Here is a 16,286-nt window from a genome sequence, read left to right as displayed (position 1 = left end):
TCTTCCGTCCGGGCTGGTCACGACCGCTGCCATCGGACAGACTCGCGTGGACCTGTCGGGACGAGGTCCAAGGAGACGCGGTGCGGGTGCTTATGGTCGAGGACGACCTGCGAGTCGCGTCCGCGTTGGCCGCGGCGCTGCGCCGGCGGAACCACGTGGTCATCGCGGCCACCACCGCGTCGGAGGCGACCGCCGCGGGGCCGGTCGATCTCGTCCTGCTCGACCTCAACCTGCCCGATCGGGACGGCCTGGAGTTGTGCCGGCAGATCCGCCGGCGCAACGAGGACGTCGCCATCATCCTGGTGACCGCCCGGTCCGAGGAGCGGGACCGGGTGGCGGGGCTGCGGGCCGGCGCCGACGACTACGTCGTGAAGCCGTTCTCGATGGCGGAGCTGCAGGCCCGGATCGAGGCGGTGATGCGCCGGACGGCCCGCGCCGCCCGGGTGGAGACGACGCTGGAGGTGGGCGACCTGCGGGTCGACCTGAACGCCCGGCGGGTCTGGCTCTCCGACCGGGAGGTCAGCCTGACCCGCAAGGAGTTCGAGCTGCTGATGGCGTTGGCCCGGCAGGCGGGCACGGTCGTGCCCCGGGACCGGCTGTTGATGGACATCTGGCAGACGACCTGGAACTCGGGGCACACCCTGGACGTCCACGTCGCGGCGCTGCGGGGCAAGCTCGACGACGCCGGCCTGGTGGAGACCGTACGCGGGGTGGGCTACCGGCTCCGGTCGGGGTAGCCCTCCGTGGCGCGGGCCGGCGAATCCTCAGATCATTCTCAAGAAATCCCGCCCCGCCGACCGTGGCGGGCGTCACTGGCGTGTGCTGTCCGGACGTGTCTTCCCACCTGTTCTGGAGCTTCCATGAGAGACAGACGGACGACGGCGATCCTCTCCGTCCTGCTCGCCGCCAGCCTTGCGGCGATCACCGGGCCCACGCCCGCATATGCGGCCGCGGCCGAACCTAACCAGGTAGACGGCCTCACCGTCACGCAGGGCGACGGCTACGCCACCCTCGCCTGGACGCCGGTCGACGGCGCCACCGACTACCAGATCGAGCGCACCCCGGTCGCCGCCGACAACTCGGCCGCCGGTCCCGCCGTGATCACCGGCGTGTGGCGGCCGAACCGCCAGATCAACAACTCCTCGCCGACCTTCGCCGACGCGGGGTTCAACCCGGGCACCCGGTTCCAGTGGCGGGTGCGCGCCCGCTTCGGGACCACCGCGCAGCCGTACTCCGAGCCGGTGGCGGGCACCACCGCGGCGCCGTGGGGCGACCCGAACGTGCCGGGCGAGAACCTGCGGACCCAGTGGGAGACCACCCTCGCCGCGCAGTACACCAGCGACGTCGAGGAGTACGCGTACACCAAGGCGATCGACGACCTGAGCGACCGGGTCCGGGTCACGGAGATCGGCAAGACCGCGCTCGGCCGGCCGATCAACATGTTCGTCATCGGCTACCCCACCCCGCCGGCCACCCCGGAGGCCGTGGCGGCGACCTCGCCGCTGATGGTCAACTGCAACGTGCACGGCAACGAGCCCGGTGACCGCGAGGGCTGCCTGATCATGGCGCGGAAGCTGGCGTTCAGCAACGACGCTCGGACGCTCGACCTGCTGTCGCACACCACCGTTCTCATCGTGCCGACCATCAACGGTGACGGGCGGGCGGCCAACACCCGGGGCAACTCCACCGGGCAGGACCTGAACCGCGACTACTCGCTGATTCGCCAGCCGGAGACCTTCGCGCTGGTGCAGATGCTGCGCGACTACCGCCCGATCGCCGGCTACGACGGGCACGAGTTCGGCAACTCCAACGCCGGTGACCTGCCGATGCTGCCGCCGCGGCACCAGAACGTGGCCCAGTCGATCTTCGACGAGTCGCAGCACATGATCGAGGGCCACATGTACACCGAGGGCGCCAAGGACGGCTGGTGGCCCTGCCCGTACGGGTGTAACGGCGGCGGAAACGTGGGCCTGAGCGAGGAGACGATCCTGCGCAACACGCTGGGCCTCAAGAACGTCGTCAACTCGCTCCTGGAGCTGCGCAGCTCCGGTGGCACCACCCGGCCGGACGAGGGCAACACGGCCAACAACCGGCGGCGCAAGACGTACTCCGCGATGTGGACCTTCAACCAGTTCCTCGACTACCACCGGGCGAACCTGAAGGAGATCACCACGGCGCGGGCCGACGCGATCACCTTCCAGGTCTCGAACACGGGCCGGATCGTCTTCCGCGGTTCCCGTCCGATCCCGGCGCACCCGGCGCCGCACCCGGGTGAGGCCCCGCCGCCGCTCGACGCGCCGCGCGACGGCCAGATTCTCGACAACGTGCCGTGCGCGTACAAGCTCACCGAGGAGCAGTACAACGGGGAGCGCACCGACGGCCCGGCCGGCCAGCGCACCACCGTGGCCCAGCGCCTCGCCGCGCACGGCCACAAGGTGGTCAAGGTCGCCGACGGGTACCTGGTCCCGCTGGCCCAGCCGGAGCGGGGGCTGATCCCGCTGCTGCTGGACGGGCAGGGCGTCGAGAAGCTGGTGGACGGCGAGCGGGTGTACCCGACCGTCACCGGCAAGCACAACGGCCAGCTGGTGGTCTCCGGGGTGACCTGCCTGCGGGACGCCACGGTGACCGGTCCGGTCCGGGTCCGGGCGGGCGGGACGCTGATCGCGACCGGCTCGTCGATCACCGGCCCGGTGGACGCCAGCGGCGCGGCCGGGGTCTTCCTGACCGACACCGCGGTGGCGGGCCCGGTCCGGATCGCGCAGACCAGCGGTCCGGTAGTGGTCGTCGACGCGAAGGTCACCGGTCCGGTCGAGGTGTCGGGCAACCGGGGCGACGCGCCCCTGGTGGCGGCCAACACCGTGACCGGCCCGCTGCAGTGCAGCGGCAACACCCAGGCACCGGTCAACATCGGGCTGAGCAACTCGGTAGAGGGCCCGAAGAGCGACCAGTGCGCGAGCCTCTGACCCGCTGATCGTCGTACCGGCAGGCCCGACCTCCCGGGCCTGCCGGTACAACCCGTTTCCGGACCTGGAGAACGCCGTGGACCAGCCCGTCCTGCCTACGCCACCCCGACCCCTCCCCCGGCTCCGGTGGCCGGCCCGCCGTCACCACCCCCGGCGACGGATGTCGGCGCTCGCCGGGGCCGCCCTGTCCCTGGTACTCACCGGCACGGCCTGCTCCGGCGCCGAGCGGCCCGCGGCGGCCGGCGCACCGGCGGCCGTGGCCGTGACCGGGCCCCTGTGCGACCTGCTGCCCACCGGCAGCGAGCCCGGCAACCCGGCCGCCCTGGCCGGTCAGCCGGCCGAGGCGGCCCTGCAGTGGCTTCCCGTGCTCACCACCTTCGAGGCGGCCGTACGGGCGTCCGGGCTGGCCGAGGACCTGCACGGCGGGTCGGGGGTGACCATCCTGGCCCCCACCGACGACGCCTTCGCCGCCAAGTTCTCCGAGGACAACCTGGACCAACTGTTCATCACCGACAAGGAGAAGCTTCGCGGCCTGCTCCGCGACCACCTGGTCGCCGGGTCGCTGTCGCTGTCCGACATGGTGGCCGCCGGTGGGGTCACCACGCTCGCCGGCACCAAGCTCACGGTCACCGGGGGCGGCGCGAGCGTGCGCCTGGCCGACCAGGCCGACACCGTGTGCGCCGACTACCGGGCCGCCGACGCACGGATCCACATCATCAACCGGGTGCTCGGTAACCTGCCCACCACCGGCGGCCCCGGCGGGCACCGGGCGCACTGAACGGCACCAGCCGCATCTTGACCGCACGAAACCGCAGATCATAGGGTTTCGAATCCACCCCAGTTGATCTCCCCCAATCAACGAAGAGAGGCATCCCGATGCGCCTGTCGAAGCGTCCGCCCGGGGCGGTCCCCCCGAAGAGAACAGCCGGCGTCGCCACGCTGCTCCTGCTGGCCGGCCTGACGCCGTTGCTCGGGGGCGCCCCGGCCGGCGCCGCCCCCACCGCCCCCAGCTGCAGCAACGACCCCGCTGCCCGACTGTCCACCGTGCCCAGCCCGGAGTCCGCGCTGGGCTTCCCGCTCGGCACCGGCCAGGAACGCGTCGTCACCAACGACGAGGTCCGTGGCTACCTCAAGGCCGTCGACGACGCCTCCGACCGGGTGGTCACCGGCGTCATGGCGACGAGCGTGCTCGGCCAGCCGCTGCCGTACGCCATCGTCTCGAACGAGCGGCACGTCCAACCGGGCGCCCTGCAGCAGATCGCCCGGGACATCCGCGACCTGCGGGATCCGCGCGGCATCACGGCGAAGAAGGCCGCCGAGACCGCGACCGACCGCCCGGCCATCGTCTGGGTGACCGCGAACGTGCACGGCGGGGAGAAGAGCGGCACCGACGCCGCCCTGAAGACCCTGTACGAGCTGGCCTCCGGCCTGTCCTGTGCGGTCGCGGAGCGGAACGACAACCTGGTCACCGTCATCGTGCCGACGCAGAACCCGGACGGCCGCGACGCCAGCCGCCGGCAGAACGAGTACGGCTTCGACATGAACCGGGACTGGTTCGCCCGGACCCAGCAGGAGACCGACGGCAAGATCGAACTCCTGCGGCAGTACCCGCCGCAGGTCTTCATCGACGCCCACGAGATGGGCGGTCAGCAGTACTTCTTCCCGCCGAACGCCGACCCGATCCACCACGAGATCTCCAGCGAGAACGTCGACTGGATCAACCGGATCGGCGAGGCCAACAAGGCCGGCTTCGGGTTCAACGGCGCCTGTGGCGGGGCCGTCACCACCGAGTGCTACTTCAACTACGCAAGGTACGACCTGTTCTTCATGGGGTACGGCGACACGGTGCCCGCCGCCGGCTTCGGCGCCGCCGGCATGACCTTCGAGAAGGGCAGCGCGTCGGCCGTGGCCGACCGGGTCCAGCAGCAGTTCCACACCCAGTGGTCGACCCTCGGCTGGGCCGCCGCGAACAAGCACGAGGTGCTGACCGGCTACTTCAAGATCTGGACGGACGCCCTGGCCCAGGGCAAGGCCGGCACGCTGGAGCCGAACGAGGTGGTCCAGCCCACCAACACCGTCCAGTTCCCGGTGCCGGACGTCAAGATCCGGTCGTACTTCCTGCTGCCCGACCGCCAGCTCGCCGACGTACGCCAGCTGGTCGAGCGGCTGCGCCGGATGGACGTCGAGGTGTACGAGGTGACCAAACCGACCACGGTGCCCAACGCGCGGATCTCCGGCGGGCGCACCGCGACCGACGTCACGGTGCCCGTGGGCGCGTACTGGATCCCGATGGACCAGCCGCAGAAGCACTGGATCCAGGCGATCATGGGCGAGGACGCGTACGTGCCGTTCCCCTACTTCTATGACGTGTCGGCCTGGAGCAACCCGCTGCTCATGGGCGTGAACACCATCTACACCGGCGACGATGTCCGGCCCCCGGCCCAGCTCGTCCGGCAGATCTCCGGCGGCAAGCCCTCGGCGGCCGGGGCGAAGGGGTCGTACGCCTACCCGCTGGACTCCGCGGCGGCGGCCGAACTCACCTTCCGGCTGCTCGGCCAGGGCGTGCCGCTGGTCCGTGACCTCGAGACCAGCGTGGTGGGCTTCCCCGCGAAGAGCCTGACCCAGGAGATCGACCAGCTGGCCCGGTCGCTCGGGGTGACCCTGAGCCCGCACGACACGGCGGCCAGCGGGACGCCCGTGGACCTGCCGGACGTCGGGCTGTTCCGGGGCACCGGCATCTCGCTGACCTCCGGCTCCCACGGCGAGGCCCGGTACCTGCTGGGCAAGCGGTGGGGCCTCGACCTGAAGCCGGTGACCACCGCCGACATCAACGACAACACCCCGGCGTTCACCGAGCGCACCGTGCTGCTCGTGCCGGACGGCAGCAGCGCGACCGGCGGGCTCACCGCCGCCGGGCAGGCCAACCTGCGGAACTGGATCGCCCAGGGCCACACCTACATCGGGTTGCGGAACGAGGGCACCCGGATGGCCCGGGCCGCTGGCCTCACCTCGACGACGGAGAAGCGGAAGCCGGACGACTACCAGGTGCCCGGCTCGCAACTGCGGGTCGACGTCGATCACGACAGCCCGGTCGCGTTGGGCCGCCCGGCGGAGGACTTCGCGTTCAACAACGAAGACTCGATCCTGAACCCGAGCAGCACCGGCACCAACGTGCTCAGCTACCCGTCCGGTGACACCTTCTGGTCGAACGGCTATGCGGTGCACAGCGACGCACTGAAGGGGACGGTCGCCCTGGTGGACGAGCCGACCGGCGCCGGCCGGGCGGTGCTGTTCGCATTCAACCCGCTCTTCCGGGCGTACACCGAGAACGCACAGCACCTGGTGGCCAATGCGCTGCTCTACCCGGCGGGCGCGGGCGCCGCGCCGAGCCGGGCCGCCCTGAGCCGCACGACCGGCGTCGACCCCGCCCGGACCGCCGCCGCGGCGGCGCCGGTGGCGGAGAACCTGGGCGGCGAGTGGCGGCCGATCACCGTCGAGGTGGCGGCCGGTGACCGCGACCGCGCCGCGGCGATCGTCGCCCGGTACACCGACACCGCCCGGGTCTCGGTGGCGAACGGGTCGGCCTACCTGGTGATCCCGAACCGGGACGGCCTGCAGGCCGACGAGCACCCGTACCTGCGTGAGCTGGTGACCGCCCTCCGGGACGCGCAGATCCCGCTGCGCTCCCTGGTGGGCTGACGCACCAGCCGATAGGGCGAAGGCCGCCGACCCCGTACGGGGTCGGCGGCCTTCGCCGTCAGGACCGGAATCAGCGCTCCGCGACGGGGACGTAGTCCCGCTGCGGGTAGCCGGTGTAGATCTGGCGCGGGCGGCCGATCTTGGTCTCCGGGTCGTTGATCATCTCGCGCCACTGGGCGATCCAGCCGGGCAGCCGGCCCAGGGCGAAGAGCACCGTGAACATCTTGGTCGGGAAGCCCATGGCCTTGTAGATCAGGCCGGTGTAGAAGTCCACGTTCGGGTAGAGCCGGCGGGAGACGAAGAAGTCGTCCGCGAGGGCGATCTCCTCAAGCTGCACCGCGAGGTCCAGCAGCGGGTCCGGCTTGGCCATCCGGCCGAGCACGTCCTGGGCGGCCTTCTTCACGATGGCGGCGCGCGGGTCATAGTTCTTGTAGACCCGGTGGCCGAAGCCCATCAGCTTCACGCCGTCCTGCTTGTCCTTCACCTTCTGCACGAAGGAGCGGACGTCGCCGCCGTCGGCCTGGATCCGCTGGAGCATCTCCAGCACGGCCTGGTTGGCGCCGCCGTGCAGCGGGCCGAAGAGGGCGTTCACCCCGGCCGAGACCGAGGCGAAGAGGTTGGCGTTGCTGGAGCCGACCAGGCGCACGGTCGAGGTGGAGCAGTTCTGCTCGTGGTCGGCGTGCAGGATGAAGAGCATGTCCAGCACCCGGGCCACCACCGGGTCGACCTCGTACGGCTCGGCCGGCACGCCGAAGGTCATCCGCAGGAAGTTCTCGACGTAGCCCAGCGAGTTGTCCGGGTACAGCAGCGGCTGGCCGATCGACTTCTTGTACGCGTACGAGGCGATGGTGGGGACCTTCGCCATCAGCCGCACCGTGGACATCTCCACGTGCTCGGAGTCGAACGGGTCCAGGCTGTCCTGGTAGAAGGTCGAGATGGCGCTGACCGCCGACGAGAGCACGGCCATCGGGTGCGCGTCGCGCGGGAACCCGTCGAAGAAGCGGCGCATCTCCTCGTGCAGCAGCGAGTGCCGCCGGATCCGTTCGCTGAATTCGGTGAGCTGCTGCGGGGTCGGCAGCTCACCGTAGATCAGCAGGTACGAGACCTCCAGGAAGGAGGAGTTCTCGGCCAGCTGCTCGATCGGGTAGCCCCGGTACCGCAGAATGCCCGCGTCACCGTCGATGTAGGTGATCGCGGACGAGCAGGACGCGGTGTTGACGAAACCGGGATCGTAGGTGGTCATCCCGGTTTCCTTGAGCAGATTGCCCACCCGGATGCCGGCGGGGCCCTCGACCGCGGACTGCACCGGCATCGACAGCTGCCCACCGGGGTGGTCGAGCTTGACTTCCGTCATGTGTTCCTCGCTTCGCCGGCAAGATCTTCGTTGAATTGCCTTCGCTTTTACCGTACTTACGGTCGGGAGGACACCGCTCGTCATGGTTCTACGGTGAGGTATGCGTCACGCGATTCCCGACTTGCCGGCTGGGAAACCCCGTGGAAGCGCGACCACGCCGCCGCGCGCCGGGGCGTCGGAAGGGCACCGCGACGCGGTCAGGACAGGGTGAGCCGGCGCAGGGCGCCGTCCGCGGCCACCCGGTAGATGTCCAGGCGGTTGACCCCGGCGGCGAAGAGCCGGTCGTCGGGCAGCAGCGCCGCGAACCGCCGGCCACCCTTGTCGGGCGGGACGACCGGGACCACCGCGCCGACGGTCCCGTTGACCGCCACCGCGAGCTTCGTCCCGTTCGGCACCGAGGCCGGCACGGTGCCCCAGACCAGGGCGGGCAGGTCGCCGTTCGCCGGGTCGACGGCGCGGAACGCGGCGAGGTTCGCCACGGTGGCCGTACCGCCGGCGGGTCGGCTGCCGGGCCTGGCGCCGACCAGCGGATCCGGGGCGGGGGTGGCGGGCGGGGACGGCACCCCGCCGGTGATCGGCACCGGTTCCCCGGGCCGGTCGTAGAAGCGCTTGTCGGCGCCCTCGCGCGGGGACTGCTTCGCCGAGCGGCCGTCCATCCGCCAGGGGATCCGGATGTGGGTCTCGTCGGCGATGGTGGGCAGCAGGTCGACGTGCTGCCAGTTCCGGTCGTCGACCCGGCCGGTCCGCTGGCCGGGCTCCTTGACGAACATCGGCACCCAGGCGACCTGGTCGGCGGCGTGGTTGATGGCGTCCATCCCCCGGCCCTGCCAGTCGCGCAGGAAGCTCACCCCGTGGTCGGCGGTGACCAGGACGAGGGCCTGGTCGTAAAGGCCGGAGGCGCGCAGCGTCCGCAGCGTCTCGCCGATCAGCCGGTCCGTGTATCCGAGCTGCGCCAGGTGCCGCTGCCGGGCCAGGTCCACCCAGCCGGCGCCGTCGTTGGGCAGGTCCTCCGGCGCGGCGTACCGGGCCCCGGACGGCAGGTACGCCCACGGCGCGTGCGGCATCAGCAGGTGCAGGAAGTGCAGGGTGGGCCGGGACGAGGGGCGCAGCCCGGCGAGGAAGCTGGTGAACCGGGCCGGCTGGTTGGCGTTGAGGGCGTCCCAGCGGAACTTCGGGTCCGCCGGGACCGGCTCGGCCGCGTCCAGCCCCGCCTCGGCCCGGGTCAGCTCCCGGTACGACGTCTCGGGGTCGACCCGGATGTCCACCGGCGCGGTGACCTGCCGCAGCAGCTTGCCGCTCTCCCGGACCAGCACGCCGAGGCCCTGCTGCGGCGCGGCCGCCTGCTCACAGCGACTGGGCGGGCAGAGCCGGGTGATGCTCTCCTCCGCCTTGATCTCGTACAGGCCGCCCAGGGCGGTGAAGAGGTTGTCCGGGTACTGCGAGTAGTGCGGGGCGACCGGCTCGGCCGGGTAACGGCCGGTCAGCATGGCCGGCAGCGCGTACGGCGTCCAGCCGCTGACGCCGGTGGCGTTGCGGTACCAGGTCGAGTCGGCGGCCAGCTCGGCGAAGTGCGGGTACCGGGTGGCGTCGATCCGCCCGTCCGAGCCGAGCAGCGAGACCAGCGGCAGCTCGTCCAGGACGATCATGACCACCGGTGGGTGGACGCCCGCGCCGGCCACCCCGGCGGCGCCGGCGTGGCCGCGGGGCAGCACCACCGCCGAGGCCGGGGAGGCGAAGAGGAAGAGGCCGACGAAGATCGCCGGCCCGACGGCGGCCAGCCGCAGCACCCGCTCCGGCGCCCGCCAGCGACGGTGCGCGGCCGCCCCGACGGCACCGGCCACGGCCGCCGCCAGCAGCAGCGGTACGCCCCGCAGCGACGTGGTGTGCCGCCCGACCTGGACGGCGAGCGCGGCCAGCAACAGCCCCACCACGAGGGTGTGCACGACCGCCCGGGTGACCCGCCCGGCGCACAGGCTGACCGCGCCGAACAGGGCGACCGGCACGGTCGGCGCGATCGCGATCAGAGCCACCAGGAGCAGGACGTCGGCCGGGGAGGCGCGGTGGAACAGGAAGAAGTCGGGGCTGCGCCCCAGCACGTCCAGCAGCGGCTGGGTGACCACCAGCCCGACCAGTGCCGTCACCTCCAGAAGCCGGCCCAGTTCGCTCCGCCAGACCCGCCGGCCGCCGGAGGGCGCCGGCGCGACCGGGCGTACCTCGGGCGGCGCGAGGGTGTCAGCCATGTACCACCACCTGGTAGAGCGTGCGGGTGCCGGACGGCAGCTCGGCCTGGCGGACGATCCGGCCGCGCGCCGCGAGCAGCGGCTCGAACGCCTCCCGCCGGTAGTCGGGGAAGAGTCCGTCGGGCTTGTTGGCCAGCAGCCGGCGCGCCATCGGGTCCTCGGGGTGGACGAACTCCACGACCAGGCTGCCGCCGGGTGCGGTCAGTGCGACGAACTGGTCCAGCACCTCGGCCAGCGGCACGTTCCGGCCGATCGCCAGGTGGTGCACCACCGCCAGCGCGAGCACCAGGTCGGCCCGCGCCCGGTCGCCGAAGGCGGCCCGCTCGACGCCGCGCCAGCCCCCGCCGGGCGACGGGTCGGCCAGGTCCATCACCAGCGGCAGGACCCGCCGCTCCCCCGCCGCCCGCAGGGCGCGGTAGAGCGCGTCGGCCACCGCCGCGTCCTGCTCGACCGCGACCACGTAGCCGGCCTGCCGGGCGGCGATCCGGGCGTACCGGCCGTCGTTGGCGCCCAGGTCGAGCACGAGCCCGGGCGCGGCGGCGGCCACCGCCCGGTCGACGAACTCCTCCTTGGCCTGCCGGTCCGGCACCGAGTACGCGCAGGTGCGCTGGTAGTCCGACCAGTAGCTCTCCCCCGGCCGGTGGTCCAGCCGCCGGACCAGCTTCTCCAGCCCGCGTACGGTCGCCAGGGCCAGCTCGCGCGAGTAGCCGGCGGCCCGCAGCTGGGCGCGGACGTCGGCGGTGCTGGCCCGGGCGTTGCGGGCCTGCATCGCACCGTGCAGGTGGACGTGGGTGAGCACCCCGGGCCGCCAGCGTCGGGTGCCGCCGAAGAGCCGCCGCATCTGGTCCGGCTCGATGCCGTCGATCCCGGCCCGCAGCCAGGGCTGGAAGTCGACCCCGAGGTGGGCCTGGAGCAGCATGGGATAGAGCAGGGTCTGGCAGAACTGCCGGTACCCGGCCCAGGGCTCCCCGTCGCGGGCCGGCTCGAACGAGCCGACGTCGATGAAGACCGGCGTGGCGCCCCGCCACTGAAGGTTGTACGCCGAGCCGTCCTTGGTGGTGAAGCCGTCGGCCAGCGCCATCCGCAGGACGTCCAGGTGCAGCAGGGCGGCGTCGCGCAGCATGCCGTACGTCCACTCGTACGGGTGGGAGACGAACGGGATGCGCTCGTGCCGGAGCACCGCCGCCCAGGGCAGGTCAACCGGGGCCGGGGTGAGCTCCTCGGTGCCGCAGACCTTGCCGGCGGCGAGCAGGTCGCGGAAGAAGTCGGCGGCGGCCAGGGCCTGCCAGTCCCGGGCGGACCGCTCGTCGAGCCCGCGCAACACCTCGCCGTGGCGGTGGAAGACCCGGTTGCCAGGGTCGCGGAAGGAGCCGGGCTCCGCCCGGACGCTGGTGTCGAAGAAGGCCACGCCGGTCAGCTCCGGTCGGTGGGCTGCCGGCGGAACCGGGCCACCAACCGTCGCCAGTAGAGCTTGGCGGCCACCGCCGCGCCGGCCACCCCTCCGACCACCGCCTGCACGATCAGGCTGCCGGATCCCGCATCCAGGTAGGCCAGGTGCGTCACGGCTGCCCCCTTCCCTGTTGATGGAGGCCGGCCCGATATAGGGGCTTTCGGCCTTTAAGCCGGACTTGTCCTTCACCGTACGCCGCCGAGGCGGTCCGTGTCGGGCACACCCGCCACTCCACCCACGTCCGTTCCGTTCAAGACGCCCCGGCCCGCCCGCCCCTACCGTGGCGGCCATGACACCGCACTTCGATCTGATCGGCATGGCCGTCACCGACATGGGCCGCACCCTCGACTTCTACCGCCGGCTGGGGCTGGCGATCCCGCCGGGCGCGGAGCGGGAACCGCACGTGGAGATCACCCTGGACAACGGCGTCCGGCTGGCCTGGGACGCGGTCGAGATGGTGCGCACCTTCAACCCGGGCTACACGCCGGCCACCGGCAGTCCCCGGATGAACCTGGCCTTCCGCTGTGCCGACCCCGCCGAGGTCGACCGCTGGTACGCGGAGCTGACCGCCGCCGGCTACCACGGCCACCTGCCGCCCTGGGACGCCTTCTGGGGCCAGCGGTACGCGGTCCTGCACGACCCGGACGGCAACGGCGTGGACCTGTTCGCCCCGCTCGACCGGGCCTGACCCCGGGCGCTCGTCCGGCGGCGAACGGTCAGCCGCGGCGGGCCGACAGCAGGTGGGTCGGGGGCACCCCGGCGAGATCCTTCACCTCGCGGGTGAGGTGGGCCTGGTCGGCGTACCCGGTCCGGGCGGCGGCCTCGGCCAGCGGGGTGCCGGCACGGGCCAGGTCGAGGGCGCGGCGCATCCGCAGGATGCGGGCGAGGGTCTTCGGGCCGTACCCGAAGAGGGCCTGGCTGCGCCGGTGCAGCGCCCGCGCGCCGAGGCCGACCTCGGCGGCGGTGGCCGCCACGGTGGCGCCGGCCGCCAGCCGGGCGGCGACCCACGCGCCGAGCGGGTCGGGCCCGCCGGCGGCGCGCAGCCGTGCCACCGCGACCGCCTCCAGCACCGCGCCGACCGGCGCGGCCCGGCCCGGCGCCACCACATCGGCCGGCGCGGCTAGGGAGACGGCCGGCCCGGCACCCGCGGCGCCGGCGGATGGCCCCGGAGGCCGGGCCTCGGCGGCCACCGCCAGCCGGTCGGCCAGCTCGGCGGCCGCCCGGCCCCACAGGTCGGTCAGCGGGGCGCGGCGGTCCCGCAGCTCGTCTGCGGGGACACCGACGACGGCCGGACCGGTGCCGGGCGGCAGCCGCAGCCCGACCCACCGCTCGCCCGGCACGCTGACGGAGAGGTGGGCGGTCCGATCAGGACCGGCGACCAGCAGCCCGGCACGGCTGGACCAGAGCAGGTCCAGGCACCCGTCGGGCAGCACCCGGGCCGGCGCCGCGCCCACCGCGACGCTCTCCCACACCACCGCCCCACCAATGCCCGCCGCTGCCCGTTCCCGGTACATTCCTCCACCCTGCCACGCCACCCGTGGGCGGTCAGGGGCGGCGGTGGTGCATGGCGAGGCGGAGCAGGATGAAGCGCAGGGCGGTGGCGGCAAGGTTCGCGGCGCACCTAGGCGTCGGCTGTGGATCCCGGCAGCCGCACCGTGAAGGTGGTCCGGCCGGGACGGCTGGCCACGTCGACCCGGCCGTGGTGGGCCTCCACCACGGCGGCCACGATGGCCAGACCGAGCCCGGTGCTGCCGTGCGCCCGGGAGCGGGAGCTGTCGCCGCGGGCGAAACGCTCGAAGGCCTCCGGCTGGAGGTCGGCGGGGATACCGGGGCCGTCGTCGGTGACGCTGAGTTCGACGCCGTCGGTCACCGGCGCCAGCCGGGTGGTCACGGTGGTGCCCGGCGGGGTGTGCACCCGGGCGTTGGCGAGGAGGTTGGCCAGCACCTGGTGCAGCCGGTGGGCGTCGCCGGTGACGCTCACCGGCTCGTCCGGCAGGTCCAGCTGCCAGCGGTGGTCGGGGCCGGCCACGTGGGCGTCGCTGACCGCGTTCACTACGAGGGCGGTGAGGTCGACCGGCTCGGCCGCGAGGGGCCGCCCGGAGTCCAGCCGGGCGAGCAGCAGCAGGTCGTCGACGAGGCTGGTCATCCGGGTGCTCTCGGACTCGACCCGGCGCAGCGCGTGGGCCACGTCCGGCGGCACCTCGTCCCGGCCGCGCCGGGCCACCTCCGCGTACCCTCGGATCGCCGCCAGGGGGGTGCGCAGCTCGTGGCTGGCGTCGGCGACGAACTGGCGTACCCGGGTCTCGCTGGCCTGGCGGGCGGCGAGCGCGGCGGCGACGTGGCCGAGCATCCGGTTGAGCGCGCCGCCCACCTGCCCCACCTCGGTCCGCGGGTCGGTGTCGGCCGCCGGCACCCGGACCGACAGCGCCACCTCGCCGCGATCCAGCGGCAGCTCGGTGACCCGGCTGGCGGTGGCGGCGACCCGGTTCAGCGGGCGCAGCGTGGCCCGGACGATCAGCGCGCCGAGGCCCCCCGCGATGATCAGTCCCGCGCCGATCACGCTGGCCTGGGCGACGACCATCCACATCACCGTCTCCTGCACCCCGGAGAGCGGGATGGCGACGGCCTGCATGTTGCCATCGGCCGTTCTGTGAGCCGCCGCGCGATAGTCACCCCGATCGCCGACATCGACGGTACGGGGCCGCCCGTCGAGTGGGAGCGCGGCGATCGCGGTGACGTCGCGGGTGGGAACCTCGTCCACACCCCCGGACTCGTCCCGGGCCACCGCCGTGGTGGCTCCACAGGCGACCCGCACCGCGAGCGAGCCCGGCGGGAATCCGCGCGGCGGCTCCAGCTGCTGGGTGCAGGGGTCCACCGGCCGCCGCGGATCCCCAGGCGGACGCACCCAGGGCGGCACGTCCCCGGCGCCCCCGGCCCGCCGGTCGTTCATGGTCAGCTGGTTGTCGACCTGGTTGACGAGGAAGTGCTGCAGGGCGACCGTGGTCAGTCCGCCGATGCCGACGCTGACCAGCGCGAGCAGCGCCACCACGGAGAGCACCAGGCGGCGGCGCAGCGACCAGCCGGCCAGCCGGCGACGCAGCCGCCCGGCCAGGTCACTCCGCCGGCTTGAGGACATACCCGGCGCCCCGCAGCGTGTGGATCATCGGCTCGCGGCCCGCGTCGATCTTCTTGCGGAGGTACGAGATGTACAGCTCGACCACGTTGGCCTGGCCGCCGAAGTCGTAGTTCCAGACCCGGTCGAGGATCTGCGCCTTGCTGAGCACCCGGCGCGGGTTGCGCATCAGGTAGCGCAGCAGCTCGAACTCGGTGGCGGTGAGGGTGATCAGGTCGGCGCCGCGGCGTACCTCGTGGCTGTCCTCGTCCAGGCTGAGGTCGCCGACGGTGAGCACGGCCTCCTCGCGGGTGGCGACCGCGAACCCGGAGCGGCGCAGCAGGGCACGCAGCCGGGCGATCACCTCCTCCAGGCTGAACGGCTTGGTGACGTAGTCGTCCCCGCCGACGGTGAGCCCGGCGATCCGTTCCTCCACCGCGTCCCTGGCGGTGAGGAAGAGCACCGGCACGCTCGGGGTCTCCTCGCGCAGCCGGCGCAGCACCTGGAAGCCGTCCAGGTCGGGGAGCATGACGTCGAGCACCACCACGTCGGGCTTGACGTGCCGGGCGGTGGTGATCGCGGCCGTCCCGTTGCCGGCCGTGGACACCTCCCAGCCCTCGTAGCGCAGGGCCATCGCGAGCAGGTCGGTCAGCGTCGGCTCGTCGTCGACCACCAGTACGCGCACCGGTTCGCCGTCCGGTCGGCGCAGCTCGATCCGACCCCGCATGGCCTGCCCGTCCATCACCATGTCCCCTATCGTGGGCCGCCCCGCTGTGCCGCGCCTGTCCCGATCCTGTGTACCAGCTGTGCGGCCCCCCACGGCGGTCCCGCGCGGGCGGTCCGCACCGATCCGGCGGCCCCGGGCGGCGCGGCCGGCCGCTCGGCCCGCCGCCTGGTGGCTCGCCGGCTGACGGGCGGTGTCGCTGCGGGGGGACCTGCTGGCCGTGCCGCCGTCGCTCCGGCTGGACCTGGGCGGGCATGGCTGGCCGACCAGGGCGTACCCCGCCTGGCCGCAGGCCCGGCCAGCGGCCCTGCCCCAGCCGGCCACCCGATGGTGATCTGCCGGCAGGGCTACCGGGTGCTCACCTGTCGGCAGGTGCGTGGACGGCGATCGGCCGGCCTGAGCCCGCTCACTCGGTGGCGCCGAACGGCTCGGTGCGCACGTACCGCATCGTCCAGGTGCCCCAGCCGTCCCGCCGGTCGCGCTCGTAGAGGTGGTCGGTCTCGTCACCGGGCGCAGCGGCCGCCTCGCCCGGGTGCCGCATGATCCACCGCCGCGGCGGCTCCCCGTCCGGCTCGGCCGGCAACTCCCGGACCAGGTCGTGGGCGGGTCCGCCGACGAACCGTACGCGCACCAGAGCCATCGCGCACCCTCCGTTCCCGCCGGCACGACCCCTTCCGGGGAACCTACCCGCGCCGTCGGCCCGGCGGGCGAAACCCCCGGCGGTTTGCCCTGCTCGGGGCTCGG

At 73.2% G+C, this 16,286-nt stretch carries 14 protein-coding genes; 6 read left to right on the top strand and 8 right to left on the bottom strand.

Annotated features, from left to right (window positions below; genetic code table 11):
• Positions 1-80: 80 nt before the first annotated feature.
• From ACFYM6_RS28275 to ACFYM6_RS28260, 4 genes are all read left to right on the top strand, one after another.
• Complete coding sequence (locus ACFYM6_RS28275) at positions 81-737, top strand: response regulator transcription factor (RefSeq protein WP_073836575.1); 657 nt, start codon at positions 81-83, stop codon at positions 735-737.
• 123 nt (positions 738-860) lie between these two features.
• Complete coding sequence (locus tag ACFYM6_RS28270; RefSeq protein ID WP_387280351.1) at positions 861-2,963, top strand: M14 family zinc carboxypeptidase; 2,103 nt, start codon at positions 861-863, stop codon at positions 2,961-2,963.
• Between the two features lie 76 nt (positions 2,964-3,039).
• Positions 3,040-3,741 (top strand): fasciclin domain-containing protein, encoded by a 702-nt coding sequence (locus tag ACFYM6_RS28265; protein ID WP_387280349.1) that lies wholly within the window; start codon positions 3,040-3,042, stop codon positions 3,739-3,741.
• A 98-nt stretch (positions 3,742-3,839) separates the two neighbouring features.
• Entirely contained in the window at positions 3,840-6,662 is a 2,823-nt protein-coding gene (locus ACFYM6_RS28260) for a M14 family zinc carboxypeptidase (protein ID WP_387280347.1), read from the top strand.
• 70 nt (positions 6,663-6,732) lie between these two features.
• Here ACFYM6_RS28260 and ACFYM6_RS28255 read toward each other — a convergent pair whose 3' ends face one another.
• From ACFYM6_RS28255 to ACFYM6_RS28240, 4 genes are all read right to left on the bottom strand, one after another.
• Positions 6,733-8,016 carry a citrate synthase gene (locus ACFYM6_RS28255; RefSeq protein ID WP_073836571.1) on the bottom strand — a complete coding sequence of 428 codons (1,284 nt, stop codon included), beginning with the start codon at positions 8,014-8,016 and terminating at the stop codon, positions 6,733-6,735.
• Positions 8,017-8,213: 197 nt separating this feature from the next.
• A complete protein-coding gene (locus ACFYM6_RS28250) occupies positions 8,214-10,256 on the bottom strand; it encodes a sulfatase-like hydrolase/transferase (RefSeq protein ID WP_387280345.1) in 2,043 nt (680 codons plus the stop codon).
• Entirely contained in the window at positions 10,249-11,664 is a 1,416-nt protein-coding gene (locus ACFYM6_RS28245) for a class I SAM-dependent methyltransferase (protein WP_387280343.1), read from the bottom strand. Before ACFYM6_RS28245 ends, ACFYM6_RS28250 begins: the two co-directional genes overlap by 8 nt.
• A gap of 5 nt (positions 11,665-11,669) precedes the next feature.
• Positions 11,670-11,819: a hypothetical protein gene (locus ACFYM6_RS28240; protein ID WP_167666652.1), complete on the bottom strand. Its 150-nt coding sequence runs from the start codon at positions 11,817-11,819 to the stop codon at positions 11,670-11,672.
• A 176-nt stretch (positions 11,820-11,995) separates the two neighbouring features.
• Between ACFYM6_RS28240 and ACFYM6_RS28235 the strand changes: the two genes are divergently transcribed.
• The gene (locus ACFYM6_RS28235) at positions 11,996-12,394 is read left to right on the top strand and encodes a VOC family protein (protein ID WP_387280341.1); all 399 of its coding nucleotides are present in this window, start codon (positions 11,996-11,998) and stop codon (positions 12,392-12,394) included.
• A 28-nt stretch (positions 12,395-12,422) separates the two neighbouring features.
• On the opposite strand, the gene ACFYM6_RS28230 is transcribed toward ACFYM6_RS28235, so the two are convergent.
• The 3 genes from ACFYM6_RS28230 to ACFYM6_RS28220 all read right to left on the bottom strand — a co-directional run bounded on the left by ACFYM6_RS28230 (position 12,423) and on the right by ACFYM6_RS28220 (position 15,566).
• Complete coding sequence (locus tag ACFYM6_RS28230) at positions 12,423-13,220, bottom strand: helix-turn-helix domain-containing protein (RefSeq protein WP_387280339.1); 798 nt, start codon at positions 13,218-13,220, stop codon at positions 12,423-12,425.
• Between the two features lie 107 nt (positions 13,221-13,327).
• Positions 13,328-14,794, bottom strand: coding sequence for a sensor histidine kinase (locus tag ACFYM6_RS28225; RefSeq protein WP_387280458.1), 1,467 nt, complete (start codon positions 14,792-14,794; stop codon positions 13,328-13,330).
• Between the two features lie 25 nt (positions 14,795-14,819).
• A complete protein-coding gene (locus ACFYM6_RS28220; RefSeq protein WP_387280337.1) occupies positions 14,820-15,566 on the bottom strand; it encodes a response regulator transcription factor in 747 nt (248 codons plus the stop codon).
• A 169-nt stretch (positions 15,567-15,735) separates the two neighbouring features.
• Here ACFYM6_RS28220 and ACFYM6_RS28215 point away from each other — a divergent pair, with 169 nt between their 5' ends.
• Entirely contained in the window at positions 15,736-15,876 is a 141-nt protein-coding gene (locus ACFYM6_RS28215; RefSeq protein WP_387280335.1) for a hypothetical protein, read from the top strand.
• A gap of 72 nt (positions 15,877-15,948) precedes the next feature.
• On the opposite strand, the gene ACFYM6_RS28210 is transcribed toward ACFYM6_RS28215, so the two are convergent.
• Entirely contained in the window at positions 15,949-16,182 is a 234-nt protein-coding gene (locus tag ACFYM6_RS28210) for a hypothetical protein (RefSeq protein WP_387280334.1), read from the bottom strand.
• Positions 16,183-16,286: the final 104 nt, after the last annotated feature.

Origin of the sequence: Micromonospora sp. NPDC006431 (assembly GCF_042870725.1) — a bacterium.
In the GTDB taxonomy this organism is placed as follows: domain Bacteria; phylum Actinomycetota; class Actinomycetes; order Mycobacteriales; family Micromonosporaceae; genus Micromonospora.
Note: the sequence above shows the minus strand (reverse complement) of the source record. Positions and strands in the feature narration are given on the sequence as shown.